At 60.6% G+C, this 24600-nt stretch carries 20 protein-coding genes and 1 pseudogene; 5 read left to right on the top strand and 16 right to left on the bottom strand.

Annotation, left to right across the window (positions count from 1 at the left end; genetic code table 11):
• On the bottom strand, positions 1–2050 hold a 2050-nt coding region (locus JO015_01810; protein MBV9997825.1), incomplete at its 3' end, for a glutamate synthase subunit alpha.
• Positions 2051–2234: 184 nt separating this feature from the next.
• On the opposite strand from JO015_01810, the gene JO015_01805 reads away from it, so the two are divergent.
• On the top strand, positions 2235–2813 hold the full coding sequence (locus JO015_01805) for an AsnC family transcriptional regulator (GenBank protein MBV9997824.1): 579 nt from the start codon (positions 2235–2237) through the stop codon (positions 2811–2813).
• 274 nt (positions 2814–3087) lie between these two features.
• Here JO015_01805 and pheA read toward each other — a convergent pair whose 3' ends face one another.
• The 11 genes and pseudogenes from pheA to JO015_01750 form a co-directional block, all read right to left on the bottom strand.
• Positions 3088–4170 carry a prephenate dehydratase gene (pheA, locus tag JO015_01800; protein MBV9997823.1) on the bottom strand — a complete coding sequence of 361 codons (1083 nt, stop codon included), beginning with the start codon at positions 4168–4170 and terminating at the stop codon, positions 3088–3090.
• Positions 4130–4798 (bottom strand): SMC-Scp complex subunit ScpB, encoded by a 669-nt coding sequence (scpB, locus tag JO015_01795; protein ID MBV9997822.1) that lies wholly within the window; start codon positions 4796–4798, stop codon positions 4130–4132. Before scpB ends, pheA begins: the two co-directional genes overlap by 41 nt.
• Positions 4799–4834: 36 nt before the next feature.
• Positions 4835–5563 carry a segregation/condensation protein A gene (locus JO015_01790; protein ID MBV9997821.1) on the bottom strand — a complete coding sequence of 243 codons (729 nt, stop codon included), beginning with the start codon at positions 5561–5563 and terminating at the stop codon, positions 4835–4837.
• A 55-nt stretch (positions 5564–5618) separates the two neighbouring features.
• Positions 5619–6002 (bottom strand): holo-ACP synthase, encoded by a 384-nt coding sequence (acpS, locus tag JO015_01785; GenBank protein ID MBV9997820.1) that lies wholly within the window; start codon positions 6000–6002, stop codon positions 5619–5621.
• Entirely contained in the window at positions 5999–6736 is a 738-nt protein-coding gene (locus tag JO015_01780) for a pyridoxine 5'-phosphate synthase (GenBank protein MBV9997819.1), read from the bottom strand. Before JO015_01780 ends, acpS begins: the two co-directional genes overlap by 4 nt.
• A gap of 362 nt (positions 6737–7098) precedes the next feature.
• Positions 7099–8628 carry a bifunctional phosphoribosylaminoimidazolecarboxamide formyltransferase/IMP cyclohydrolase gene (gene purH, locus JO015_01775; GenBank protein MBV9997818.1) on the bottom strand — a complete coding sequence of 510 codons (1530 nt, stop codon included), beginning with the start codon at positions 8626–8628 and terminating at the stop codon, positions 7099–7101.
• Positions 8629–8998: 370 nt separating this feature from the next.
• Positions 8999–9790, bottom strand: a complete 792-nt coding sequence (locus JO015_01770; GenBank protein MBV9997817.1) for an SDR family oxidoreductase — start codon at positions 9788–9790, stop codon at positions 8999–9001.
• Between the two features lie 359 nt (positions 9791–10149).
• A pseudogene (locus JO015_01765) lies at positions 10150–11661 on the bottom strand (regulator).
• Between the two features lie 31 nt (positions 11662–11692).
• Positions 11693–12388 carry a cysteine hydrolase gene (locus JO015_01760; GenBank protein ID MBV9997816.1) on the bottom strand — a complete coding sequence of 232 codons (696 nt, stop codon included), beginning with the start codon at positions 12386–12388 and terminating at the stop codon, positions 11693–11695.
• 323 nt (positions 12389–12711) lie between these two features.
• Positions 12712–13161 (bottom strand): winged helix-turn-helix transcriptional regulator, encoded by a 450-nt coding sequence (locus JO015_01755; protein ID MBV9997815.1) that lies wholly within the window; start codon positions 13159–13161, stop codon positions 12712–12714.
• A gap of 391 nt (positions 13162–13552) precedes the next feature.
• The gene (locus JO015_01750; GenBank protein MBV9997814.1) at positions 13553–14515 is read right to left on the bottom strand and encodes an OmpA family protein; all 963 of its coding nucleotides are present in this window, start codon (positions 14513–14515) and stop codon (positions 13553–13555) included.
• Positions 14516–14687: 172 nt separating this feature from the next.
• Here JO015_01750 and prpB point away from each other — a divergent pair, with 172 nt between their 5' ends.
• Both prpB and prpC read left to right on the top strand, forming a co-directional pair.
• Positions 14688–15569 carry a methylisocitrate lyase gene (prpB, locus tag JO015_01745; protein ID MBV9997813.1) on the top strand — a complete coding sequence of 294 codons (882 nt, stop codon included), beginning with the start codon at positions 14688–14690 and terminating at the stop codon, positions 15567–15569.
• 3 nt (positions 15570–15572) lie between these two features.
• On the top strand, positions 15573–16715 hold the full coding sequence (gene prpC / locus JO015_01740; GenBank protein MBV9997812.1) for a 2-methylcitrate synthase: 1143 nt from the start codon (positions 15573–15575) through the stop codon (positions 16713–16715).
• 32 nt (positions 16716–16747) lie between these two features.
• On the opposite strand, the gene JO015_01735 is transcribed toward prpC, so the two are convergent.
• Positions 16748–17503 (bottom strand): SDR family oxidoreductase, encoded by a 756-nt coding sequence (locus JO015_01735; protein MBV9997811.1) that lies wholly within the window; start codon positions 17501–17503, stop codon positions 16748–16750.
• A 245-nt stretch (positions 17504–17748) separates the two neighbouring features.
• On the opposite strand from JO015_01735, the gene JO015_01730 reads away from it, so the two are divergent.
• Both JO015_01730 and JO015_01725 read left to right on the top strand, forming a co-directional pair.
• A complete protein-coding gene (locus JO015_01730) occupies positions 17749–18672 on the top strand; it encodes an SMP-30/gluconolactonase/LRE family protein (protein ID MBV9997810.1) in 924 nt (307 codons plus the stop codon).
• A gap of 14 nt (positions 18673–18686) precedes the next feature.
• A complete protein-coding gene (locus JO015_01725) occupies positions 18687–20540 on the top strand; it encodes a glycoside hydrolase family 2 (GenBank protein ID MBV9997809.1) in 1854 nt (617 codons plus the stop codon).
• Positions 20541–21396: 856 nt separating this feature from the next.
• Here the strand turns inward: JO015_01725 and JO015_01720 are convergent.
• The 3 genes from JO015_01720 to JO015_01710 form a co-directional block, all read right to left on the bottom strand.
• Positions 21397–22230 (bottom strand): carbohydrate ABC transporter permease, encoded by an 834-nt coding sequence (locus tag JO015_01720; GenBank protein MBV9997808.1) that lies wholly within the window; start codon positions 22228–22230, stop codon positions 21397–21399.
• Positions 22227–23168, bottom strand: coding sequence for a sugar ABC transporter permease (locus JO015_01715; GenBank protein ID MBV9997807.1), 942 nt, complete (start codon positions 23166–23168; stop codon positions 22227–22229). The genes JO015_01720 and JO015_01715 overlap by 4 nt, the downstream gene beginning before the upstream one ends.
• Positions 23169–23277: 109 nt before the next feature.
• Positions 23278–24588 carry an extracellular solute-binding protein gene (locus tag JO015_01710; GenBank protein MBV9997806.1) on the bottom strand — a complete coding sequence of 437 codons (1311 nt, stop codon included), beginning with the start codon at positions 24586–24588 and terminating at the stop codon, positions 23278–23280.
• Between the last annotated feature and the right edge of the window lie 12 nt (positions 24589–24600).

Here is a 24600-nt window from a genome sequence, read left to right as displayed (position 1 = left end):
CGACCTGGTGGACGTCGCGCGCTTCGTCGGTCTCGGCGATCAAGCTGCAGCGCATGCGTTTGCCGGCGCGCGTCAGGTGGTGGTGCACGGCGCCGACGGCCAGCAGCATCGGGATAGCCGCCCGTTCGTGGTCCACGCCTTCGTCCGACAGCACCACCAGCCGCATCGTATCGTCTACCGCCTTCTCGGCCTCCGCGCAGAGACGGCTCACGGCTTTTTCCAGGCCTTCGGGCCCTTCGGCGACCGGCCAGAGGAGCGAAAGCGTACGCGCCTGGTGGTCCGGGCCGGGGATCCGGCGCAACGCGTCCAGTTCGTGCGGAAGCAGCACCGGCGACGCCGAGTGGACGAGCTTGGCGTGTTCCGGTGATTCCGCCAGGAGGTTGCGGCGCCAGCCCAGAATGGTCGCCAACGACATCACCAGCTTCTCCCGGAGCGGATCGATCGGCGGGTTGGTTACCTGCGCGAAAAGCTGTTTGAAATAGGTGTAGAGCAGACGCGGCTGAAGCGAGAGCACCGCCAGGGGTGTATCGTCGCCCATCGATCCGACCGGTTCCTGACCATCCTTGATCATGGGTTTCAGGACCATGTCGAGTTCCTCGCTGCTGTAGCCGAAGCTGATTTGCCGTTGCGCCAGACCAAGCACGTCCAGGTCACCGGACGGTTCCGGCAGCGCAGTGCCCGCGAGCTTCTGCAGCCTCAGCAGGTGCTCGTTTACCCATTCCCGGTAAGGCCGCTGCGTCGAAAGCCGGGTCTTGATTTCTGCATCGCGTAGGAGTTTGCCGTGCCGGGTGTCCACCGCGATCATCTCGCCGGGAGCGAGCCGGCCTTTTTCGATCACCTTGGCCTCGTCCAGTTCGGTGCAGCCGACTTCCGAGCCCAAACTGAAAATGCCGTCCTCGCTGATTTTGTACCTGGCCGGACGGAGCCCGTTGCGGTCGAGGCAGGCCGCGGCGAGCACGCCGTTGCTGAAGACCAGGCCGGCGGGACCATCCCACGGCTCATTGAAAGAGCGGTGATATTCATAAAACGCCTTTAATTCCGGCGTCATCGTCTCGTCCGTGCGCCACGCCGGCGGCACCAGCATCGTCATCGCGTGCAACAGATCGCGGCCGGACATGGTCAACACCTCAAGGGCGTTATCAATGCTGGCTGAATCGGAGCCGCCTGCCTGGATGATGGGCTTGAGCAGATCGATATCCTGACCCCAGAACCCGGCCTGCAATTCAGCTTCCCTGGCCCGCATCCAGTTCCGGTTACCGCGAATGGTGTTAATCTCGCCGTTGTGGGCCAGCGTGCGAAACGGCTGGCTCAGCGGCCACGTCGGGAAGGTATTCGTGCTGTAACGCTCGTGGTAAAGGCAGATGGCCGTTTCGTAATCCGGGTTGCTGAGGTCGCGATAAAATTTCTCCAGCGAATGCGACGTCATCAGGCCCTTGTAGATGATGACCCGGTTCGAGAAGGACGCGATGTAGAAATTCCGGATATGATCGAGTTGCGCGCGCTTTTCGATGGCGTTGCGGGCCAGAAAGAGACGGCGTTCATACTCATCATCGTCCATTCCTGCCGGGCGCCCGATCAGGACCTGCTCGATGCGCGGCATGGTCAGCTGCGCTTTCTCGCCCAGGACAAAGATATTCAGCGGCACTTCGCGCCAGCCGAAGAGGTAGAGTTGCCGCTGTTCCAGGACTTCCTCGATGATCGCCTTGGCGCGCGCCTGCGCATACGCATTATCGTGCGGCAGGAAGATAAAACCTACCGCCAGGTCGGCGTCGTCGTAAAGCGACTGGCCCAGTCGCTGCAACTCTTTGCGAAAAAGTTTGTACGGAATCTGGGTTAGCACGCCGGAGCCATCACCGGTTTTGGCGTCTGCATCGATGGCCCCGCGATGGGACATGTTGCAGACTGAGGTTAGCCCCAAGCGCAACACGCGGTTGGAACGTTGCCCGTTGATCGCTGCTACAAAACCGACGCCGCAGGCATCGTGTTCCTCTTCCGGTTCGTAAAGGGAGGCCGGGATTTTTGACAACGTTTGCAAGATCGCGTCGTTCATAAAGGCGGGGTCCGGAGAGTGTATGGGTTAAATTGCCTATTTCAAGACCAAAAGACGCCATTAAAGACCGTTTCTTGTCGATATTCGAAGGCGGATCGGAAAACTTCTGCTATCCTGAAGCGTCCTGGCGGGAGAGGAATGCTCCAACCGCGGCGCCTTCCCCTTCCCTGGTGACGACACTGCCATGAGAGTTTTGGATGAGCAAGAGAAGGCCATTGTGCGACAACTCATTCGCGATCCGCGTGAATCGGACAATGGCATCGGCGAGAAATCAGGGGTGAACGTGCGGACGGTGAGCCGGAAGCGGCAACGGTTGGAGCAGGAAGGTGTGCTGTCCTACTTTACCCACCTCGATTTATCGCAGGCGGGCGCGCAGCAGTTCAATGCCCGTCAACTGTACATCGTTAAGTTCCGGGTAGGGATCACCTATCGTCAACTGGTGGAGGAAATCCGCCAGGAACCCAAGAAGACCACAGTGTTCACAGAGCGGATCTTCGAAAGCCACATCGCCGAAATCGACGGCAAGGTAGCGCTGCTGCTGTTTGTGGACGGCCATAACGACGTGGACATCGTGCAGCGGACCCATGAGGACCTCATTCCCAACCTCATCAGGAACCACGGTCCGGATTGCATTGAATCGGTGTCGACGATGCGCCTGCTGACGCCGGTTCGGATGATGCGTAATTACCTGCCGCTGGTGAACATGCGTGACGGCTATCTTGTGTCCGAATGGCCGGATGAGGGGATATATGTAGGAATGTGACGGGGGGTGTCGAGTAGAGTTCGGAGTTCGGGGTTCGGGGTTCGCCGTTCGGCGTTCGGAGTTCGGAGTTCGGAGCGGCATCCTGGGGATGCGGGTGCGAGTGTCAACCTTTGAGTTGCCGCCTGCTCCTCCCGCTCCTCTTAATCTGTGTCAATCTGTGTAATCTGTGGACGTGTTCTCTTTTCTGCGTCCTTCTGCGTGTTCCGCGGAAAGGTTGGACCGGGCTCTACGACGCCTCCGAACTCCGAGCTCCGAACTTAGCTGGCCCCGCCCGCTACCCGCTGCCGGTTTCCCCTTTCGGGTAGCTTCCCAGGACTTTTACGAACGTGCAATGGCGCTGCAGTTCCTGGAGGGCGGTGGTGACAACGTCGTCCTCGCAGTGGCCTTCCACGTCGACGAAAAAGAAGTACTCCCAATTTTTCCGCTTGGAGGGCCGGCTCTCGATCTTGCTCATGCTCAACTTAAGGCGGTTGAACGGTTCGAGCGCGGAATAGAGCGCGCCTGCCTTGTCCTGCACGCAAAACATCAGTGAGGTTTTGTCGCTACCGGTTCGCGGGCACGTCGTGTGCGAGATGACGAGAAAACGGGTGGTGTTGTTAGGACTGTCCTGGATCGAGCGCTCCACGATCGGCAGGTCGTAGAGTTCCGCCGCCATCGCTCCGGCCAAGGCGGCCGAGCCTGGTTCCTTGGCGGCAATCTCGGCGGCGCGCGTGGTGCTGGAAACTTCGATCAGCTCAACGTCATGCGCATTGTTTTGCAACCACTTGCGGCATTGACCAAAAACCTGCGGGTGCGAATAGATCCGGCAAATCTCAGAGGTCGGCGATTTTGAAAGCAGGTTGTTCTCAATTCTCAGCAGGATCTGGGCGCAGATCTTCAATTCGGAATCCACAAACACGTCGTGCGTATGGTTTACGGCGCCCTCGACCGAATTCTCGATCGGCACGACCCCGTAATCGGCGCGACGCCGGGTGACCTGGTCGAACACGTCGCCGATGTTGGCCTGAGGAAGGTAGCGTACCGACGCCCCGAATTTCGAACGGGCCGCCTGATGGGTCCACGTTCCCTCCGGGCCCAGGTACGCGATGAGCAGGTCTTTTTCGAGCGCCAGGGAGGCGGACATGATTTCGCGGTAAATCGCACGGATGGAGTGGCTCGGCAGGCGGCCCCGGCTCTTTCGGACCAGTCCCTGGAGGAGGCTTTCCTCCCGTTCGGGTGCGTAGATCGAGAGGCCGGCTTCCTTCTTTACGAGCCCGATCTCGTGCACCAGATCCGCGCGCTCGTTAAGCAGGCGGATCAGTTCGGTATCGATGCGGTCAATTTCTTGCCGGATTTTCGACAGCTTCGGTTCTTCCACTCGTCGTTTCCTCGTTCGGGTTTGATGCGGCGGCAGCCTCCTCCGGCTTCATCACGGGCAAAGGCAACTGCCTCAGCTCCGTCGCGTTCGGAAGTTCTTCCAGCGTTTTGAGGCCGAAATGTTCCATGAAATGCTGCGTGGTCTCATACAGGAGCGGGCGCCCGGGAATGTCGGCCCGTCCGGAAATCTTTACGAGGCCGGCGTCCAGCAGCTTCTGCATCAGACCATCCACCGCGACCCCGCGAATGGCCTCGATATCGGCCCGGGTGATCGGCTGCCGGTAAGCGATGATCGCCAGGGTTTCCAAAGCCGGCGCGCTCAGGCGCGCGGGGCGGAGTTCAGGAAAGAGCTGGCGTACCCAGACCTGGTATTCGGGCCGGGAAGTGAGCTGCCAGCCTGCCACTTGCTCGACCAGCTGGAAGGCACGGCCGAGTTCGGTGTACTCCCGGGCCAGGCCCGCCAGAATCGCTTTGATCTCCGGTTCCTGGATCTGGTTCAGCTCGGGAAGCGGGTTTTCTTCCTCCAAATATTCCGCTCCCGCTTTCAACACCTGCAGCATCTCTTTGGTCGACAGAGGTCGGGGCGCGCTGAAGAGCAGGGCTTCGACGACTGCTTTCAAAGGGATCATAACCTGATTTCGCGTAACGCCCGTAAAACTCAAGACTCAACCCATCCGCGCGATGAGGATCTCGGAAAAGGGTTCCCGTTGAACCACCCGGAGCTGCTTTAAGCGGATCAATTCAAGGAGCGCCAGAAACGTCACCGCGATTTCGGTCCGGCTCGCCGCAAAAGCGAAGAGGTCCGAGAATGCGACGGACTGCTCCCGGCGGGTGATGACCATAATATGTTCAATCTTGTCGGAAACCGTAAAATTCTCCTCGAAAATCTCCCGCAGATCTTCGCGTTTACTCTCGAGTCGCTTGAGAACCTTCCGGAACGCGTTGATCAGGTCGAAAATGCTTACCTCCTGCTTGAGCAAGGCATCCGGTGCGGCCGGGTTGGGTTTTTCCAGGATTCGCGGGATGAGTCCTTCCTGATCGAGTTCCCGCTGCTGAAGTTGCGCGGCGGCGTCCTTGAACTTCTTGTATTCTATCAACTGCCGGATCAGGTCCCAGCGGGGGTCTTCCTCTTCGGCATCCTCCTCGGCTGGTTGCTGGTGAACCGGGAGCAGGCTTCGGCTCTTGATATAGATCAGGTTTGCCGCCATGACCACGAACTCGCCGGCCACCTCGAGGTCCAGCATCCGAAACGTGTCGACGTACTCCAGGTATTGCCGGGTGATCCGTTCAATGGAGACGTCGTAAATGTCGACCTCCTCTTTTTTGATGAGGTAAAGCAGGAGGTCCAGTGGTCCTTCGAAAACCTCGAGCCTAACCTTGTACTCACTCTCCATAGTTCAGGTGCAGGTGCAGGTGCTGCTGCCGGGGCGCGCCCGCCGGTTCGCCGGTTTAGTCCTTCATGAGGAGCGCGTTGGCAACTGCATACCCTTCCGAATGGCTCAGGCTGATCAGCACCGTGTGGACGCCGAGCTGCGTGGCGAGCGCCGCTGCGCCGTTGTGGAGGACGACAAACGGTTCACCGCTGGCTTTGCGGCGGATCTCGATGTCGCGCCAGGTCACCTGGCCCGCGAAGCCGGTTCCAAAGGCTTTCGAGACCGCTTCCTTGGCTGCAAAACGCGCCGCGAAGTGCGGGTGCGGGTCGCGCATGGAGCGGCAATATTCCGCTTCGCCCGGATGAAAGATTCGTTCCACGAATCGTTCCCCATGCCGCTGAATGGCCTCGGCGATCCGGTGGTTCTCGACCACGTCAATCCCTATACCGAACACGGTCACGGGCGGGCGAGGAGCTGGAGCATCTCGCGCGCGGCAGCTTCCAGACCGATAGAAAGTGCTCGGGACACGATCGAGTGGCCGATGTTGAATTCGTTCCAGTGTGGGATCGCCAGTAACAGGTGCACGTTCGCGTAATTCAGGCCATGCCCGGCATTCACAATCAAACCTTTTTCGGACGCGTGACGGGCGGCCGCCTCCAACCGGGCAACCTCATCCGCGCGGAAATCGGGCATGACATTGGCAAACCGGCCGGTGTGAAGCTCGACCGCATCGGCCCCGAGTTCCACGCAGGCGTCGATCTGCTCCGGCGCCGGTTCGATGAACATGCTGACGCGGATGCCGGCGGCTTGCAACCGTTCGACCGTGCGGCGCAAGTTCTTGACGTTTCGGGCCACATCCAGGCCGCCCTCGGTCGTGACCTCCTGGCGGTGTTCCGGCACGAGGCACACGTCATCCGGTAACACCTGCAAAGCCGTTTCGAGGATCTCGGGCGTGTTGCCCATCTCCAGGTTGAGCTTCGTAATCAAACTGCGACGCAGCCTGAAAACATCACGGTCCTGGATATGCCGGCGGTCCGCACGCAGGTGGACCGTGATTCCCTGCGCGCCGGCCCGTTCGCAGGCGGATGCCGCCGCCAGAACGTCCGGCTCAACGTTCGGTGCGTCCGGCATCCCTACGTACCGGGCCTGCCGTAACGTTGCGACGTGATCGATGTTGACTCCGAGCTTAATCATGAGTGCGGAACGAGTAACGGGTAACGGGTAAAGTTCGGAGTTCGGGGTTCGGGGTTCGGAGTTCGAAGTTCGGGGTTCGGAGTTCGGAGCGGCGGCATGGGGGTTGGGTGCGAGTGTCAGCCTCAGAGTCGCCGCCAGGTCCTCTTAATCTGTGTCAATCTGCGTAATCTGTGGATGTTTCTCTTTTCTGCGTCCTTCTGCGTGTTCTGCGGATGATTCTGTCTTCCCGGCACGCCTCCGAACTCCGAGCTCCGAGCCCCGAACTCCGAACTCTCTCCCCCTCTTTCCGCCGTGGTCGCCGTGGCTCGCCGTGTGAACTCAGTCGTTGTGCCCGCCCTCCTCGCGGTGCCCGCCGTGTGCCGCTAGTGCCGGAAGTGGCGGATACCCGTGAACACCATCGCTACGTCGTGATCGTTCGCTGCGCGGATCACCTCTTCGTCGCGAACCGATCCGCCCGGTTGAATCGCGGCGGTCGCGCCGGCTTCGGCGGCTGCGATCAGGCTGTCCGGAAACGGGAAAAAAGCATCGCTGGCGACCGCGCTGCCTTTGAGTGAAAGCCCGGCTTCGTTCGCCTTCCAGATGGCGATTTTGGAAGAATCCACCCTGCTCATTTGTCCCGCCCCGATGCCCAGGGTGCGATCCTTGCCGGCGTACACGATCGCGTTCGACTTCACGTGCTTCACCACGCGCCAGCCAAAAAGCATCGCCTTCATTTCATCTGCGGTCGGCGGCCGGGCCGACACCACCTGGCGTTCGGGTTCCTGGACTTTAGCATTGTCCCGATCCTGCACAAGAAGGCCGCCGAGAACTGAACGGATGTCCGGTTGCGATTGGACCCGCTCGTCACGCTCCCGCGTGCGAATCAGGCGCAGGTTTTTTTTCTTCTGCAGCAGGGCCCGTGCTTCCGACTCAAAGTCGGGCGCAATAATCACTTCGCTGAAGATCTCCGAGATGGCCCTGGCCAAAGGTTCCGTCACCGGCCGGTTGGCGATGATGATCCCGCCGAACGGGGCTTGTTTGTCGGTCGCGAATGCCTTCATCCACGCCTCGCGCAAATCCGGGTCCGAACCGACACCGCACGGATTCGTGTGCTTCAGGATGGCAACCGACGGTTCCACGAATTCGTCGATCAGGTTGGCGGCGGCGTTGATGTCCAGGATGTTGTTGAACGAGAGATCCTTGCCGTGAAACTTCTGGAAGTAATCCTGGAAGTGACCGTATAACGACGCGTTCTGGTGGGGGTTTTCACCGTACCGTAAGCGGCTCTCCAGGGGCACGGAGGTGAGGAACGACCCGGCTGTTTCCTGTTCCCGATTGAGGTAATCGGAAATGGCCTGGTCATACTTGGAGGTGGTAAGAAAAACCTTGATGGCGAGCTGTTCGCGCAGTTTCAACGTCGTGGCGCCGTCGTGCTCCTCCATTTGCTTCAGCACCACGTCGTAATCGCGCGGATCGGTGACCACGGTCACGTCCTGATAATTCTTGGCGGCGCTACGCAGCATTGCCGGGCCGCCGATATCGATTTTTTCGAGGGCCTCTTCCCGGGTGATGCCCGGGCGTTCCACGGTCGCCTGGAACGGGTAAAGGTTCACCAGGATCAGGTCGATAGGCGGAATCCCATTCGCCTCGACCTCCCGCCGGTGGTCCGGGTTATTGCGCAGGTAAAGCAAACCGCCGTGCACTTTCGGGTGCAGCGTTTTGACGCGGCCTGACAGCATTTCAGGAAACCCGGTGTACTTTTCGACTTCAACGTGCGGGATGCCTTCGTCTCTCAGCAACGCCGCCGTACCCCCGGTCGAGACGATCTCAACGCCAAGTTCGTGCAGCCGGCGCACGAAAGGCACGATACCCTCTTTATCGTACACCGATACCAGAGCACGATGAATTCTCATGTCAGCGAGTAGCTTACCCGTGCGAGCTTGCTTGTCGACCCTTCGGGGGTATCGGGCAGCGGGGAAAATGCCACAAGTGGAGGAGGGTAACGGGTAACGGGTAGCGGGTGTCGCATGGGAGACCGCAAGCCGAAGTTGTTCCCGGCAGAGAGTGCCGCGCGTCGGCCCAGGAAGAACTGTCGGGAGTGAATTGGAGGCCTCGACGCCCCCGCCCGTTCTTCAACGGCGGTATGGAATCAACGCCATGCGCACGAGCCGTCGAAGTCACCCCTCCGCGGCATTTACTCGAACCGACACCCGCCATTCGTCACTCGCTACCCGTCACTCGCTACTCGCTACTCGTTACCCGTTACCCGTTACCCGCTACCCGTTACACGACTTTCAGCATGCCGCCGTCGACGAAATACGTCGCGCCGACCGAGTAGCTTGCCCGATCCGAGCAAAGAAAAACGAAGAAATGCGCCAGTTCCTCCGGGGTGCCGAACCGGTTGATGGGCGCATGCTCCCTTGCGACCTGCGCGAGATAACCCTCCCAATCTCCGCCTTTATCCGCGGTAAGTTGCTTGGCGGTCTTTATCCAGTCCGGCGTCAGGATCAGCCCCGGGTTGACGGTGTTGACGCGGATGTTCTCCTTGATCAGTTCATTGGCGAGGTTCTTGGAAAACATCATCAGGGCGGCTTTGGTGACGTTGTAGATCGGTTCGTACCAGAGCGGTTGCACGGCACAGACCGAGGCGTTATGCAGGATCACGCCGCCGCCCCGTTTCCGCATCAGGGGAACCAAACCCCGCGCCAGCCGGACGGCCGACATCACGTGAAGCTCCCAGTAGTATTGCCACTTCTCATCCGGCGCTTCCATGATGGTTTCATTACTGCCGGTACCGGCGTTGTTGATCAGAATGTCGACCGCTCCGAACTCCCGTTCAGCGGCCGAGACGACCTCCTGAACCGGCTTGGCGGCCGCGACGTCAGCCGCAACGCCGATCGCCCGGACCCCGTGCCGCCGGCTGATGCGTTCGGCTTCAGCGTTGAGCCGTTCCGGTTGCCGGGCCACCAACAACAGGTTTGTGCCTTCCGCGGCCAATGCTTCCGCTACCGCCAGGCCGATTCCGATGCTGCCGCCCGTGATGACGGCGGTTTTGCCTTTAAGGTTCAGGTCCATGGTTGCAAATCCGATCGAGGGCGTGTTGACGACGGTCACCGACGGTGATCCTGACCGGGCGGGCGGGCGGCGGTTTCCCCAACGTCCGGGAAACGCCAGACACCACCCGCCGAGCGATCATGCTGCTTCCGCCGAGCCATCATAGGGGGGATCGGCTGCAACGCTATTGCCCGGGATTGAAAAAAGCAACCGGCAAAATAGGCGCGCCCTGCTCTGAACCAAACCGCCGCGGCGCGAAACACCGCAGCCGTTCGGTTGGCAGGAAGGCAGACCTTCGCGGCTTACTCCGCCAGTTGCGGTTGCGGCGCCGGGCCCGGATGTTCCCGCGGCTCTGCCATTTTCGGCAGAACCACGGTGAGTTTCGCCACCGCGACCATGATGATCGCCACGGCAAGGTAGCTTACGGCCACTACGGGCGTTTGGCCGATGCCGATCTTCTCACCATGCATGAAACCGAAGAAGGTCAGGACCGCCCCGGCCAGGGCGAAGGCGCCGGCTTTAACAAATTGCCGGTCGATCATGAACACCGCGATCGCGCCCAGGATCAGCCCGCCCAAAATTGCACCGCCCCCAAGAACTTCCAGGCCGGGGTAGAGGACTCCGTTTTGGCCGAGTTTATCGAGACCGATCGCGGCGGCGCTCGTGCCGCCGGCTCCAAGGGCGTTATCGATCTGGGTCTTGCCCCAGGCGGCAAGATGCGGCGTGAACGCAAGGATGATGGCCGGCGCGTGGCTCTTAGGGGTTTCCTGGAAAGCCTGGGCGCCGATCAACATACCGATGTACAGAAGAATCGGTGAAATGGCCACGACAGGAATCACCGATACCGCCACCGAGATGATGCCTAACCAGGAAAGCAGGATCACCATGATGCCCGTCGCCGCGGAATAACCGATCCTGCCGCCCATCGCTTTCCAGCCGGGGTGCCCGATATAGACGGCGTTGATAAACGGGTTGCCCATCATGCATCCGATCAGGCTGACGACGCCGTCGGCCGTCAAAACCCTGGTGGTCGGAAAGCTGTCGCCCGCGACCGCGGCGCTCTCGACGTTATCCATGGCCTCAACCAGGTCATAAATTCCGAACGGGATCGCGGTGACCAGGATGACCCCCAGGAACTGGAAACCCGAAAATACGTGATCCGCGGCAGGCAGCGGAAACGAGAAGCCGAAATTCGTGAACGAGTGCGCAAGGTTTTCGAGGCTCAGCCCGCCATATCCCAGGCCGAATGCATTCGAGATCCACGCGATGATCGAACCGACGACGATCGCCACCAGACCGGCGGGAATGCCGCGGAAGTAACGGACCCCGCCGAACCAGCTCGCCAGGATGATGGCAAAACAGGTGATGCCGATAACCGGTGTCCTGAACATTTCAAGGGCCGGACGCATCGAGATGAACGTGATGGAGACACCGGCCAGGGTACCCAGCAGAGCGGCTCGCGGAGTAATCTTTCGGATGACGGGCGCGATAAAACCGCCGGCCATGAGCACGAAACTCTGGATGAAGACCCACGTCAGACCCGCTTCCCACCCTTTTACCGGATCGCCGGTTTTGAGGGCGATCGGCAGCATGATGACGAAGGTAACGACAAACATGTGAGGGACGCTGACGCCGGAAGGCAGCGCACAGACGTCCGTCCGCCCGGTGCGTTTCGCCAGGCGGTAAGCGAGCCACGCGTAATAGATCGTGCTCAGAAACAGCATCATCCCCGTTGCAGGGAGGATACGGCCGAACACCAGGGCGTCCGGCATTTTCAAGACGAACCGCAGTAACCCCGTCAGGACCAGCAGGTTGACGAGGATATTGGTTCCGAAGCCGAAAAAGGCGTTCCAGTCTCCGGGCGTCCAAAGGGCGGGTTTGGCGTTTTTCATAGGGGCTCTTGTTTTTCAGGGAGGCGTGGTTTTATATGACGGGAGAGGTTTGCTGAAGGGCGGCCAGGACTCGAGCGGAGTCCGACACCCAGCCGAAGATGCCGCCCTGCGCCTTGATCATCTTCAGGCCCGCTTCCTGGAACTCCGGAAAGTAGGACCCGACGCAATCCGCCGGGACCAGGCAGTCGTAGCCCCGGTCATTTGCTTCCCGGACGGTGGTATTGACGCAGACTTCGGTGGTGACCCCGGTTACTAGCAGCTTCCGGATGCCGTAATTTTGGAGGATGGCATGCAGATCCGTTGCGAAAAACGCGCCTTTGCCCGGTTTATCGATGACTGGTTCGGTGGGCAGGGGATAAAGTTCCGGGATGATGTCGTGCCCGAGCTCGCCCCGGATCAGGATGCGTCCCATCGGGCCGGGATCGCCGATCGTGCGCGTGCCATGGCCCCGTACTCGTTTGGCGGGTGGAAGATCGCTCAGGTCGGGCCGATGCCCTTCCCGCGTATGGATTACGGTAAGGCCGGCCGTGCGCCAGGCGGCGAGCAATTTCCGGTTGGGGTCAATCGTGCGGCGCAACTGCGAAACGTCGTTGCCGAGCATCTCGCCGAAGCCGCCGGGCTCCAGGAAATCGCGCTGCATGTCGATTATCAACAACGCGCTTTGGACGGGCACGAACTCGTAGGGGTAAGGGTCCGCGTCGATGCTCAAAGGGCGGCTTACGTTCATAGGATGGTGGTTCCGTTGCTGGGCTGGGTAGCGCCGGCGGAGGTGTCGAGGCGCTCAGGTGCAGAGAGCACCTATTATGCCAAGCCGAAAAACCGGCTTAAAAGGGGACTTGCGGTCCTTCCGGGTGGCCAAAAGGACGCAGGTTGCCAGTTAAAAGCCTGAACCGCGAGTAAGGTTAGCGCAGGGCGGTAAAGATAGCCGCCAGCAAAAGGATGCTAAGCAGCAGGCCGATGATGAAGCTGCCGGTGCAACCCCACGGGATAGCCGGCTTCATGGGGTGACTTAAACGCCTTGCCATGCGGGCGGATTCCCCGTGTCCGGCGTCATCGGCCGGGCTCTGAATCTGAATTGGAGTTATTGAGGGTCTGCAGCAGAACGCTCAGCTTCGGCCCGAGTTTCAGTAACTCGGCCCGGTGCGCGTGCGCCAGCCTTTCGAGCAGGGCATTGCCGCGCGGCGTCAGCCGGACAAACACCTGCCGGCGGTCCTGCGGTCCCGGTTGACGCTCAACCAACCCGTGCGCGCTGAGCCGGTCCACCAACCCGACCGCGCTGTGATGGGCTACAAGTAATTGTTGCGCTAATTCGCCGATAGTGATCGCGTCGCGGCCAGGGTAGCCGGCGACCGCCAACAATCCCTGATATTGCCGGGGCGTGAGTCCGACCGCTTCGGCTTCAAGCTCCGAGAAGCGCAGGAAGCGCCGGAGTTGGTACCGGAAAGCGGCAAGCCGTTCGTAGTCCGATTTACTTAGCCGCTGGGGAGAACGCGAGGACATCGGTCTGATAGACGTAAAGTAGCGCGGCGCCGAAGCAAAGTGGAAAATCAGGAGAGCGCTGGAGAAAATGCCACAAATGCCACAAGCGGAAAAATGCCACCAATGGAAGAGGTTCGGAGAGAAGAAAATGCCACAGATGGAAGGCGCTGATTCGCGGCATTCCTGGCACCTTCCGGCCTGTGGCGTTGGGTTAACACGCGGACGGCGGAAACGGTAGAATGTCAAGAATGCCACGAGTGACCGGCTTACCCGTTTGCGGCATTCGGCTTGTACGACTCTGCCGGTATCCCTTCCTTCCTCATTCGTCTGCTCTCAGGAAGGGGCGTCCGCTCTCCAAACCCCTTCCATTTGTGGCATCTTTCCGCTCGTGGCATTTGTGGCATTGTCCCCGCTACGGGACCACGGCCCAGATCTCGACGGCGCGGTTCTGTTCGGGTCGTTTACCATCGAGCAGGTCGGTGCTGCCCATCGCCACGGTGTGCATCACGTTAAGGATTCCCGCCTTTTTCAAAAGCCGGCTTACGCCGTCAGCCCGGTCTTGTGAGATTCGCAGGTTAACGCCGGGATCGCCTCCGCTGTCGGCGTACCCCGCGATCACCAGCACCAGGGTCGGATCGGCCAGTTTTTCCTTGGTGTCGCCCGCCGTGAAACTCCTGGCCAATTGGTCGGCCGTACTCCTGCTTAAGGTAGTCTTGCCGAGGTCGAAGTGGACGATTCTCAACCGTTCCATCCCGTGCGCGCTCTCGACTTTTTGCGACAGGCGATCCTTTTCCTGGGCGCTCATGCGCGGCATGGCATTGATGCGCTTAAGGACGTCGGCCCGGGTTGTGTCCACCTGCTGCGCAGACAAGGTCGGCGGTTTGGTGACTACGGATTCCTCTGCGGCCGGGCTGGCGGAAAGGACCGGGCCGGCCGGAGGAGATGCGCTGACCGGCGGGGTTGCCCCGGCGGATTCCGAACGCTCATTGACGACATTCGCAGGGGTGCCGCCCGGCGCCGGACTGGAGCCGGTGACCGGCGGTTTGGGTATTTCGGGAAGGCTGGTGGTATTGCCGTCGACCACCGCCGGTGCATGGTTCTGGTCGGGTTCGCCGACGATGGCCGGCAAGGGGGCTGCGTGGGAAGGTTCCTGGGACCGCCGCTGCCAGACCAGGAATGCGATCGAAGCCGCTACCAGGATTGCGAGCACGATGAGACCAGATAACCAGGGCGGCTTTTTGCGCCGGGGCGCAGCCGGGCCGAGCGGTTGGCCGCACTCCGGGCAACGGGCTTCGCCTTCGTACCGGATCATCTCGCCGGTATAGGCAAGACTACAACCAGCCTTGTTTAAACACTGGCCATATTGGACGGGCATGACGTGGGGTTTGCGCGGCAGCTTAGAGAAAAGCGCATCAGGAGTCTAGGAAGCAAGGCGGTTCACGTCACGAGGTTTTTAAGGGTGCCGTTTTGGCCTGCGGGCGCCCTCCCTTGGCACGGGCGGATAATCTTGCCGCAGGATTTCATCGAGGATTAAGTATAGTACGGTAATGTCTGTGTCCTCCCCAGGCTCGCAGTTCCGGGCCGCGCTGGAATCGGAGCGCCCGTTGCAAATCGTCGGCGTCGTCAGCGCATATGCTGCGCTGCTGGCGGCGCGCACGGGCTTTAAAGCCCTTTACTTGTCGGGAGCGGGCGTAGCCAACGCCTCGTTCGGGATGCCGGATCTGGGCCTTACCTCGTTGAACGACGTCTGCGAGGATGCGCGCCGGATCACGGGTGCAACGACGCTGCCGCTGCTGGTTGATGCCGATACCGGCTGGGGTGGGGCTTTCAACATCGCGCGGACCATCCGGGAATTATCCCGTGCAGGAGCTGCGGGCTGCCACCTGGAAGACCAGGTGCAAGCCAAACGTTGCGGGCATCGCCCCAACAAAGCCCTCGTCACCGCCGGGGAAATGGTGGACCGGATCAAGGCGGCGGTGGACAGCCGCGGCGACGACGGATTCGTCGTCATGGCCCGCACGGACGCGGTCGCCTCGGAAGGTCTTGAGGCCGGGATCGACCGGGCCGGCCGGTACGTGTACGCCGGGGCCGACATGATCTTCGCCGAGGCGCTCGGGTCAGCGGCCGATTTTGCCCGGTTCTGCCGTGCAGTCGACGCGCCTATCCTGGCTAACCTTACCGAGTTCGGCAAAACGCCGTTGCTGAGTCTCGATGAGTTGCGTCAGGCCGGGGTGCGGATGGTCTTGTATCCCTTGAGCGCTTTCCGGGCAATGAGCGCTGCCGCGCTCGCGGTTTATGGCGCGATTCGCCGGGATGGCAACCAGGTGCGCGTCGTTGACCGGATGCAGACCCGCAGCGAGCTTTACGAAGTGTTGGACTACCTTCGTTACGAACAAAAACTGGATGAGTTATACCGGAAAGAAAGTTAGCTTATGGCCACGGATTCTTCATCTGCCCAGGCTGTCCCGGCCTCTTCCGGCTTGCGCGGCCAATCCGCCGGATCGACGGCGATTTGCACCGTCGGCAAGGCAGGCGTCGGGTTGACTTACCGCGGCTACGCGATCGAAGATCTGGCTGCTCACAGTTCATTTGCGGAAGTAGCTTACCTGTTGATCTACGGCGCGCTTCCGGGGCGGGCCGAGCTCGACGCCTTTCAACAACGCCTGAAGGGCGCATCGTCGCTGCCCAAACCGCTGGAGCAAGTGCTCGAGCGCATTCCCCCCACGTCTCACCCGATGGACGTGCTGCGAACCGGTTGTTCGATGTTAGGCGTGCTTGAGCCGGAACACACGTTTCAGGAACAGGACCGCATGGCCGAACGGTTGCTGGCCGCGTTTCCCTCGATGCTGGTTTACTGGCATCACTTCGGCGCTACCGGACAACGGATCGACACTGAGTCTCAGGGCGATACGCTCGCGGAACATTACCTGGCCATGCTCCATCAGCGGCCGCCTGACCAGGAGGCCGGCCATGCATTGGACGTGTCCATGATTCTCTATGCCGAGCACGAATTCAACGCTTCCACGTTCGCCTGCCGGGTCTGCGCCGCCACCCTGTCCGATTTCTATTCCTGCATCACGGCCGGCATCGGGACCCTGCGCGGTCCATTGCACGGCGGTGCGAATGAAGCCGCCATGGAGTTGATCCGGAACCTCAAGACCCGCGAGGAGGCGCGCGAGGACGTGCTCGGCCGGCTCGGCCGCAAAGAGAAAATCATGGGCTTCGGCCACGCGGTCTACAAGATTTCAGATCCCCGTAACGCCATCAACAAAGCCTGGTCCCGCCGGTTGTCGGAGCAGGCGCCGGACGGTTACCTTTACGAGGTCTCCGACGAGATCGAGGCGATCATGCAACGTGAAAAAAAGCTGTTTGCAAATGCTGATTTCTTCAGCGCGACCGTGTACCATTTCCTGGGTATACCCACCTCGCATTTTACGCCGCTGTTCGTCCTGGCGCGCACGGCGGGCTGGGCGGCTCACATCAAGGAGCAACGGGACAACAACAAACTGATCCGGCCCAGCGCGGACTACGCCGGGCCGGACCCCCGGCCTTACGTTCCCCTGGACCAGCGCTGACGCGCGTGGCGTGAGACCCGGGACGCGGCGTCTCAGAGGGCCCAGCCGCCGTCGATGATGTGGGCCTGGCCGGTCGTGAAGGACGATTCGTCACTCGCCAGGTAAACCGCCAGGGCGGCGATTTCTTCCGGTTTACCGATCCGGCCCATTGGTTGGCGCGCGATGAACGCCTGACGGACCTCCTCCTCGGTGCGGCCTTCGCCGGCGGCCTGCCGGGAGATCCGCTCGGCCAGTGAGGGCGAATCCACGGTGGCCGGACAGATCGCGTTGCAACGGATCCCTGAGCCAACGTAGTCGGCGGCGATCGACTTGGTCAGCGCGATCACTGCGCCCTTGGTCAACCCGTAAATGAAGCGGTTGGGCACGCCTTTGATGCTCGAAGCCACGGAGGCCATGTTGATGATCGATCCCCCGGCGCGCTCCAGCATTCCCGGCAGGAAAGTCCGGATCATCCGGTACATCGACCGGCAGTTCAGATCAATTGAGAAATCCCAGTCTGCCTCGCTGCACTCCAGGATGGTGCCCGCGTGGACGTAGCCGGCTCCATTAAAAAGAATGTCGATCGGGCCGATCCTGGCCGCCAATTCCTGGATGGCCTGCGCGTCGCGCACGTCGAGGTGGACCGGTTCGCAGCCGCAGCGGGTCAACTCCCGGACGCCCGCCAGGTTGATGTCGGCAGCGAACACGTGAGCGCCTTCGCTTGAAAACGCTTCAGCAGTAGCCCGCCCGATGCCCTGCGCAGCGGCGGTCACGAGCGCCGTTTTGCCGTCAAGTCGTCGTTCGGCCATGTCGGGTACGGTGTAACTTTTCAGGCGTGGGGACTCAAGTAAAGCCCTAAAAAATGCTTGTCGCGGCGTCGGCCCGCGAGGCATAAGTACGCCAATGCCACTCAGGCATCGCCAGAACCGCTTCGCCTTCCCCGGCGGACCAGCACGGCCGAAGGGAACAAGCGCCTCAAGCCCATCCCGATCGGACGTTTTATCGGCTGCCCCGGCCGGGAAAATCCCGTCACCGCCGCCCTCGCGTTATCGCCATGACCCGCACCTTCGGCCTGCGACAGGATTTTGAACTCTACGACGAGCGTTTCATCCAGTTGACGGTCGGTAACGCCTGGGTGGAACGACTCCATACCGGGATGCGGTGGGCGGAAGGCCCGATCTACTTCGGCGACGGTGATTTCCTGCTCTGGAGCGATATCCCCAACAACCTTATGTGCCGTTGGGTCGAGGGCCACGTGAGCGTGTTCCGGCAACCGTCCGGGTTTGCCAACGGCAACACGCGTGACCGAAGCGGCCGGTTGATCACGTGTGAGCACGGCAACCGGCGCGTCTCCATCACCGAACCGGACGGGACGGTGCGGACGCTGGTCGACCGTTTTGAGGGCAAACGGCTCAACTCGCCCAATGACGTGGTGGTGAAATCTGACGGGACCATCTGGTTTACAGACCCGCCTTACGGGATCCTGAGTGATTACGAAGGGTATGCGGGCACCAGTGAGTACGGGCGCGCCCACGTCTTTCGGTTCGATCCTCAAAAGGAGGCGCTCACCGTCGTGGCGGATGATTTCAACAAGCCGAATGGGCTGGCGTTTTCGCCGGACGAATCCCGCCTTTACATCGCCGATTCAGGGAGGTCCCACACCCTGCATGGCGAACACCACGTCCGTGTTTTTGACGTCGCACCGGACGGGAAACTGCTTAACGGCCGGGTTTTCGCCGAGGTGTCTCCCGGCTTGCCGGACGGGTTGCGCCTGGATGCGCTCGGCAACGTGTGGGTAAGCGCGTCTGACGGTGTCCAGTGTTTTGATGCGGAAGGATGGTTGCTGGGTAAGATCAAGGTGCCCGAACCGGTGGCCAATTTAACCTTTGGCGGGCCGCGGCGAAACCGGTTGTTCATCACGGCGACGACGTCCCTGTACAGCGTTTACGTCGGGGTCCGTGGCGCCCAAACGCCGTAGCCGGCCCCTCAATTATGGATGTACTTTCTCTCGACTACCCGCGCCCCCAGTGCCGGCGCCCGGAATGGCAATCGCTTAACGGACCATGGGATTGCGCATTTGATCCGCAACGGCTTTGGAACGTGCCCGCCGAAGTGCGTTTCGATGGCGAGATCACGGTTCCTTACGCGCCGGAAACGGCGCGGAGCGGTGTGAATGACCAGCAATTTCACCCGGTGACCTGGTACCGGCGGCGGGTGAGCGTCGCGTCGCCGGCCAGTCGCGTTTTCCTGCACTTCGGCGCCGTGGACTATGCGGCCCAGGTGTGGGTGAACGATCACCCGGTGATGCGGCATACCGGCGGGCACACCCCTTTTTCCACGGAGTTGACCTCCTTTTGCCGGGATGGCACGGAGTTGACCGTGGTGGTGCGCGCGGAAGACGACCCTTTGGCGCTGGACCAACCGCGCGGCAAACAGGACTGGAAACTCGAACCGCACTCCATCTGGTACCCGCGCACCACCGGCATCTGGCAGACCGTCTGGCTCGAGCAGACGCCGTCAACCTTCATCCGGCGCGTGGATTGGACGGCCTGCCTGGAGGATTTCTCCCTGACGCTGGACCTTCAGGTGGATGGACCGGTGCAGCCCGGCGACGCCGTGCGGGTGGAACTCTTCATCCGGGGCGAACCCCTGCTGGAGGATACTTACCGCCTGCAGGGGGAATCGTTGCGCCGTACCCTTCACCTGCCGGACGGCGGTTTGTACGACGTTCGCCGTGAACTGTTCTGGAGCCCGGAGCATCCCGAATTGATCGACGCAAAAATCACCCTCTTGCGCGATCATGCTCCCTTTGACGCCGTTGAAAGCTATACCGCCATGCGAGCGGTACGTTTCGAGCACGGCGCGTTTATCCTGAACGGTCTTCCTTACCGGATGCGCCTGGTTCTGGATCAGGGGTATTGGCCCGAAGGGGGACTGAGCGCCACGGCCGAGGAACTGCGCCGCGACGTCATCCTTACCAAGCGATTGGGATTCAACGGGGTTCGCAAGCACCAGAAAATCGAGGACCCTCGGTTTCTTTACTGGTGCGACGTCCTCGGCTTGATGGTGTGGGAGGAAATGCCGAGCGCTTACCGGTTTTCACAGCGCATGATGGATGCGGTTACGACCGAATGGCTGGAAGCGGTAAACCGTGACCGGTCGCACCCGTGCATCGTCGCGTGGGTGCCTTTCAATGAGTCATGGGGGTTGCCGGACCTTCCCACCAATCCTCAGACCCGGGCTTTTTGCCGTGCGCTCTACCAGTTGACCAAAGCGGCTGATCCGACCCGCCTCGTGGTGGACAATGATGGGTGGGAACACCTGGAGACCGATCTGATGACGGTGCACGATTACACGGACAAACCCGGGGTGCTGATCGAGCGTTACGGTACGGCAGAGAGGTTTGCCTTTACGCTCGAACACGTCCGGCCGTGCCGCCGCCAGTTGCTCCTGACACCTTCGAGCTCGGAACGGCGGCAGCCGCTGTTGCTGACCGAGTTCGGCGGGATCGCGTACGCCTTGAACCAGGAGGGCTGGGGCTACAGCCGGGTGCTCAGCCAGAGGGGTTTCATCGCGCGGTACGCCGGGCTGCTGCGAGCGCTGAACAAGTGCGACGACCTGGCCGGTTTTTGCTACACGCAGTTGACCGACACTTACCAGGAAATCAACGGCCTGCTGACGGCCGACCGCCAGTTCAAGGCCGACCCCGGCGTGATCGCCGCGGAAACCCGTGGACCGCGTTCGGCGCAGGAACAGGAGGTGAACCGGCACCCCAATCCGCTCGGCTACACCGAGGCGTGGTTGGAGAAACAGCCGAAATGGGTCGAGGAGATCACCGTGGCCTGAACGACGCGCGAGCAAGGCAGCATGCTGAAAATCACCGGCAGCCCGCGGCCCGGACCCGGAGTTGCAAGTGCCGCGTTCGCACGTAACGGTGTGGGATGACTGCACAAGAATATTCCCAGCTTTTGCAGCTCTTGGATGATGAACGATTTTGTGGGGTTTACGTCGGGAGAAAACGGTTGGCGGGGAATGACCTTGCGGTGATCGTGGAAGTACCGACCGGCGAAAGATACCTTTTCAACACGTCGCAGGATTTCTGCCGGTGGTACCGGCATCAACGGCAGCGGCGGTGGATGTTTCGACGCGTATGCGATTACCCGATAGCTGGGAAATGCCACGAACGGAGAGTGCCGGGTCACACGGCGGGCACAGCGGGTTGGGCGGGCACAACGTAGGAGTTCACACGGTCACACGGCGGCCACAGCGGGTTGGACGGGCACAACGACAGAGGTTCACACGGCGAGCCACGGCGACCACGGCGGGAAGCGGAGGAGTTCGGAGTTCGGTCACACGGCGGGCACAACGTAAGAGTTCACACGGCGAGCCACGGCGGGAAGACAAAATTACCCGGCACCCCGATACTCGACCCTTAATTCAGTCCCTGGCAAGGATTACGCCGTCTTTGGCCCGGGGCGGCGGCGAGAGTGATGGTTGCTAAAGTTCCCGGTTACTGCCAACCGCCGCCCCGGGCCAAAGACGGCATAGGTTCCCGGCGTGCCTAACCAGCGGCCCTCATTTGTGGCATTTGTCTTCCCGCCGTGTCCGCCGTGGCTCGCCGTGTTCGCTGTGTGAACTCAGTCGTTGTGCCCGCCACACCCGCCGTGTGACCGTGTGACCGTGTGGCCGTGTGGCCGTGTGGTCAGCCTTTGATTCCGGCCGCTGCCATCACGCCCTGGGTCACTCGTTTCTGGAACATAAGGTAAGCGACCGCCGTCGGGATAGAAGCCATCACCGCGATGGCGGACGTTTTAGCGAAGGCGATACCGTATGCGGATTGAACCTGGGTCATGCCGACCGGGATGGTCAGCATCGGCGTTGAGTTGGTGATGATGAACGGCCAGAAGAAGTTGTTCCAGGTGCCGATAAAGGTAACGATGCTCATCGCCCAGATGATGCTCCAGTTAAGCGGCACATAGATTCTAAACAGAATCCTGAATTCGCCCGCCCCGTCGATAACGGCGGCGTGCCGGAAGTCCCCGGGAACTGCGTCAAAAAATTGTTTGAACACGATCACCGACAAGGGTGCTGCAATTTGAGGGAGAATAAGTCCGGCGTAAGAATTTACAAAATGCAGCTTGTTCATCAGCATGAACAGCGGGATTGCCATCGTGCTGAACGGGAGCATGAACCCGACAAGAAGCAGTGCATAAATCAAGGGCTTGCCCTTGAACTCAAGCCGGGACAGCGCATAGCTGCACATCAAGGCAAACCAAATCGACAGGAACGTGACTACCCCCGCAACGATCACCGTATTCAGGTACCAGCGAAAAATCGGGCTGTTTTGAATTACGTAAATAAACGATTCGAGCGTCGGAGGGGACGGGGCCAGTGTGGGCGGCATCGCGATGGTTTGCGTTTCCGTCTTTAAGGACGTGGCCGCAATCCAGTAAACGGGGAAAAGCCAGATCAGCGCTAAAACTACCGTCAGGACGGTACAGATTGCGCCCAAGGGCGAGAAGCGCTTCGGTTTCATTGTGAACGCCTGAATCGCAGTAACTGGAACTGAAGGGCTGAGACCAGTATGATGATAAGGACCAGCATGATTGCGACTGCGGAAGCGTAGCCGCCCCGGTTCTGCTGAAAGGCCTCACGGTACATGTAGAGAAGCACTACCGTGGTTGAGTTGTAGGGTCCTCCGCCCGTGAGCAGGTACACCTGGTCAAAAATTTTGAACTGCGCGATGAGTTGCAGTACCAGCACGAGGCTTGCAACCGGCCAGATCAGCGGGCAAGTGATTTTGAAGAAGCGCTGGAAACCGTTTGCACCGTCGATCGCTGCAGCCTCGTAGAGATCGCCGGGTATGTTTTGCAAACCGGCGATGAAAAGAAGCATGTTGAAGCCTACCGTCCACCAGATGGTCACCAGCGCCACCGCGGGCATGGCCCAGCCGGGGTCTTGAAACCACGCCACGGTCGTACCCGCAAAAAAATTAAAGATCCCGAAATTCGCGTCCAGAATCCAGAGTGCCGCCGTGGTCACGACGCTCACCGGCAGGATGAAGGGCAGGAAAAATGCCGACAGGATCGGCAATCGGAGCCGCTTCAAGCGGACAACCAGTAACGCCAGGAAGAACCCTACCGCCGTATTCGGCACGACCGTCAGGATAACAAAATAGACGGTGTGCGCGACCGAGGCCCAAAATTCCTGGTCGCGCATCAACTCGACGTAATTTCTGACTCCGATGAACCCGCCCTGGCCGGCGATGTCCGAGTTGGTCAGACTCAGGTAACAGACCTGGATGGCAGGATAGATCAGGAACAACCCGTAAAAGAAGAGAAAGGGAGCGACGAAAGCCCAGGCGACCGGCCATTTCCTCCGGCGCGGCGTTTGGGGGCGCGTTTGCGGACGGTCCAGTTCGGTCGCGGTGGTCGCGGCCAGGGCGGTCTTTCCGGGCGGGTCAATGTTGCTCATAACGGGCCTCGGTCCTTACTGGCTTGCTTCGTTCCTGCGCTCGCTGGTGCCGGGGCCGAACGTCTGACCGTGCGGCCCCTTGAGCGCCCTTTTTCCTTAAAGGCCGGCGCTAGCGTTGCTGCTCCTGCGTCGCAAATTTCTGGAGTTCGGCCGTGAACTGCTTAACGCCCTGGTCGACCGTAATCTGCCCGTCTACCGCCGGAACCAGGAAGTTGCTGATGGCGGTGAAGGTCGGACCGCCCACACCGAAGATCGGCAGGCTGGGCTCAAAGGAGACGTCCTGGGCCGCCTGGGGGCTGTACTCGTTGTTGGGCGACAGCTGTTTGTAAGCTTCACTCTGCTGAACGGGCAGGTAGGCCGGGATATGGCCGCCGCCGGCCCAGGTTTGCTGCTTAACGACGAAGGCAATGAACTTCAGCGCGGCCTGAACCCTCTCCGGAGACGCCGGCGTCTTGCTGTTGTTCGGAATGGCTAATTGATGTGAGTCGGCCCAGGTGTCAGGAGCGTCGTAAAGTTTCGGGAAGGCAACGATCCCGTACTCAAACGGAAGTTTTCCCTGCTTTTGCAAGTCGACGAGCGTCGGCAGCTCCCAGTTGCCGTTGAACATGAACCCGGTTCGCCCGGCAGTAAACAGGGCCACCATCGAGGCATAAGACGTGTTTTTCGGGATCAAACCCTGCTTTGCCCAATCGGCCATCGTCTGGAGGGCTTTCGCCCCCTGAGCGTTGACGTCGTCGAAGCTTAACTGGTCGCCCTTCACAAATGCGCCCTTCTGCTGCCTGAAAAGGGTGTACCAGACGCGCCAAAGCGAAGCGGGATCCTGCGGGTGAATGTTTGCCGAGACCGGAATCAGGTGCGTCTTGGCTTTAACGTCGGCGAGCATCTTCGTGAACGAGTCGATGCCGTCAAGCCCGGTTGGTTTGCCGTCTGAACCCAGCAGGCCGGCCTTTTGAAGCGCGGTTTTGTTGTAGTAGAGAACCAGGGTATGAATATCGAGCGGGACACCGAAGAGTTGGTCGGTCTGCCCGAACTTCTTACTCTCCTCAAGGGACTTCTCGATCAGGGATTGCTGGAAATCAGAGGGCTTGAGACCGGCCTGCTCGAGTTCCGCCGGGGACAATGCCCGCAGATCCTTCGCGAGGATGCCGGCGGGAAAATGGGACAAATGGTACGTCATGACGTCCGGCGTCTGGCCGGAGACAACGGCCGTATGGACCTTGGTGTAAAACGGTTCGCCCCAGGTCAGGGTCGACTCGGCGACCTGAATTTCGTTCTGGCTTTTGTTGAAGTCACTGACGATCTGCTTCATCCGCACGCCGTCGCCGCCACCGAGAAAATCCCAAAAAGTCAGGGTAGTCGGCGCGGCTTGGGCAATTGCCGAGAGGAAGCAGGCGGTTAGACAACAAATCGTTGTTTTCATAGGGGGAATTTC

This window comes from Verrucomicrobiota bacterium (genome assembly GCA_019247695.1).
GTDB lineage: Bacteria > Verrucomicrobiota > Verrucomicrobiia > Chthoniobacterales > JAFAMB01 > JAFBAP01.
This window is presented reverse-complemented; position numbering and strand designations above follow the sequence as displayed.

Excerpts from the sequence above, each read along its gene's own strand:
- JO015_01805 (MBV9997824.1), top strand. The coding sequence starts at position 2,235 with ATGAGAGTTTTGGATGAGCAAGAGAAGGCCATTGTGCGACAACTCATT.
- scpB (MBV9997822.1), bottom strand. The coding sequence starts at position 4,798 with ATGATCCCTTTGAAAGCAGTCGTCGAAGCCCTGCTCTTCAGCGCGCCC.
- JO015_01790 (MBV9997821.1), bottom strand. The coding sequence starts at position 5,563 with ATGGAGAGTGAGTACAAGGTTAGGCTCGAGGTTTTCGAAGGACCACTG.
- JO015_01780 (MBV9997819.1), bottom strand. The coding sequence starts at position 6,736 with ATGATTAAGCTCGGAGTCAACATCGATCACGTCGCAACGTTACGGCAG.
- purH (MBV9997818.1), bottom strand. The coding sequence starts at position 8,628 with ATGAGAATTCATCGTGCTCTGGTATCGGTGTACGATAAAGAGGGTATC.
- JO015_01770 (MBV9997817.1), bottom strand. The coding sequence starts at position 9,790 with ATGGACCTGAACCTTAAAGGCAAAACCGCCGTCATCACGGGCGGCAGC.
- JO015_01760 (MBV9997816.1), bottom strand. The coding sequence starts at position 12,388 with ATGAACGTAAGCCGCCCTTTGAGCATCGACGCGGACCCTTACCCCTAC.
- JO015_01755 (MBV9997815.1), bottom strand. The coding sequence starts at position 13,161 with ATGTCCTCGCGTTCTCCCCAGCGGCTAAGTAAATCGGACTACGAACGG.
- JO015_01750 (MBV9997814.1), bottom strand. The coding sequence starts at position 14,515 with ATGCCCGTCCAATATGGCCAGTGTTTAAACAAGGCTGGTTGTAGTCTT.
- prpB (MBV9997813.1), top strand. The coding sequence starts at position 14,688 with ATGTCTGTGTCCTCCCCAGGCTCGCAGTTCCGGGCCGCGCTGGAATCG.
- prpC (MBV9997812.1), top strand. The coding sequence starts at position 15,573 with ATGGCCACGGATTCTTCATCTGCCCAGGCTGTCCCGGCCTCTTCCGGC.
- JO015_01735 (MBV9997811.1), bottom strand. The coding sequence starts at position 17,503 with ATGGCCGAACGACGACTTGACGGCAAAACGGCGCTCGTGACCGCCGCT.
- JO015_01730 (MBV9997810.1), top strand. The coding sequence starts at position 17,749 with ATGACCCGCACCTTCGGCCTGCGACAGGATTTTGAACTCTACGACGAG.
- JO015_01725 (MBV9997809.1), top strand. The coding sequence starts at position 18,687 with ATGGATGTACTTTCTCTCGACTACCCGCGCCCCCAGTGCCGGCGCCCG.
- JO015_01720 (MBV9997808.1), bottom strand. The coding sequence starts at position 22,230 with ATGAAACCGAAGCGCTTCTCGCCCTTGGGCGCAATCTGTACCGTCCTG.
- JO015_01715 (MBV9997807.1), bottom strand. The coding sequence starts at position 23,168 with ATGAGCAACATTGACCCGCCCGGAAAGACCGCCCTGGCCGCGACCACC.
- JO015_01710 (MBV9997806.1), bottom strand. The coding sequence starts at position 24,588 with ATGAAAACAACGATTTGTTGTCTAACCGCCTGCTTCCTCTCGGCAATT.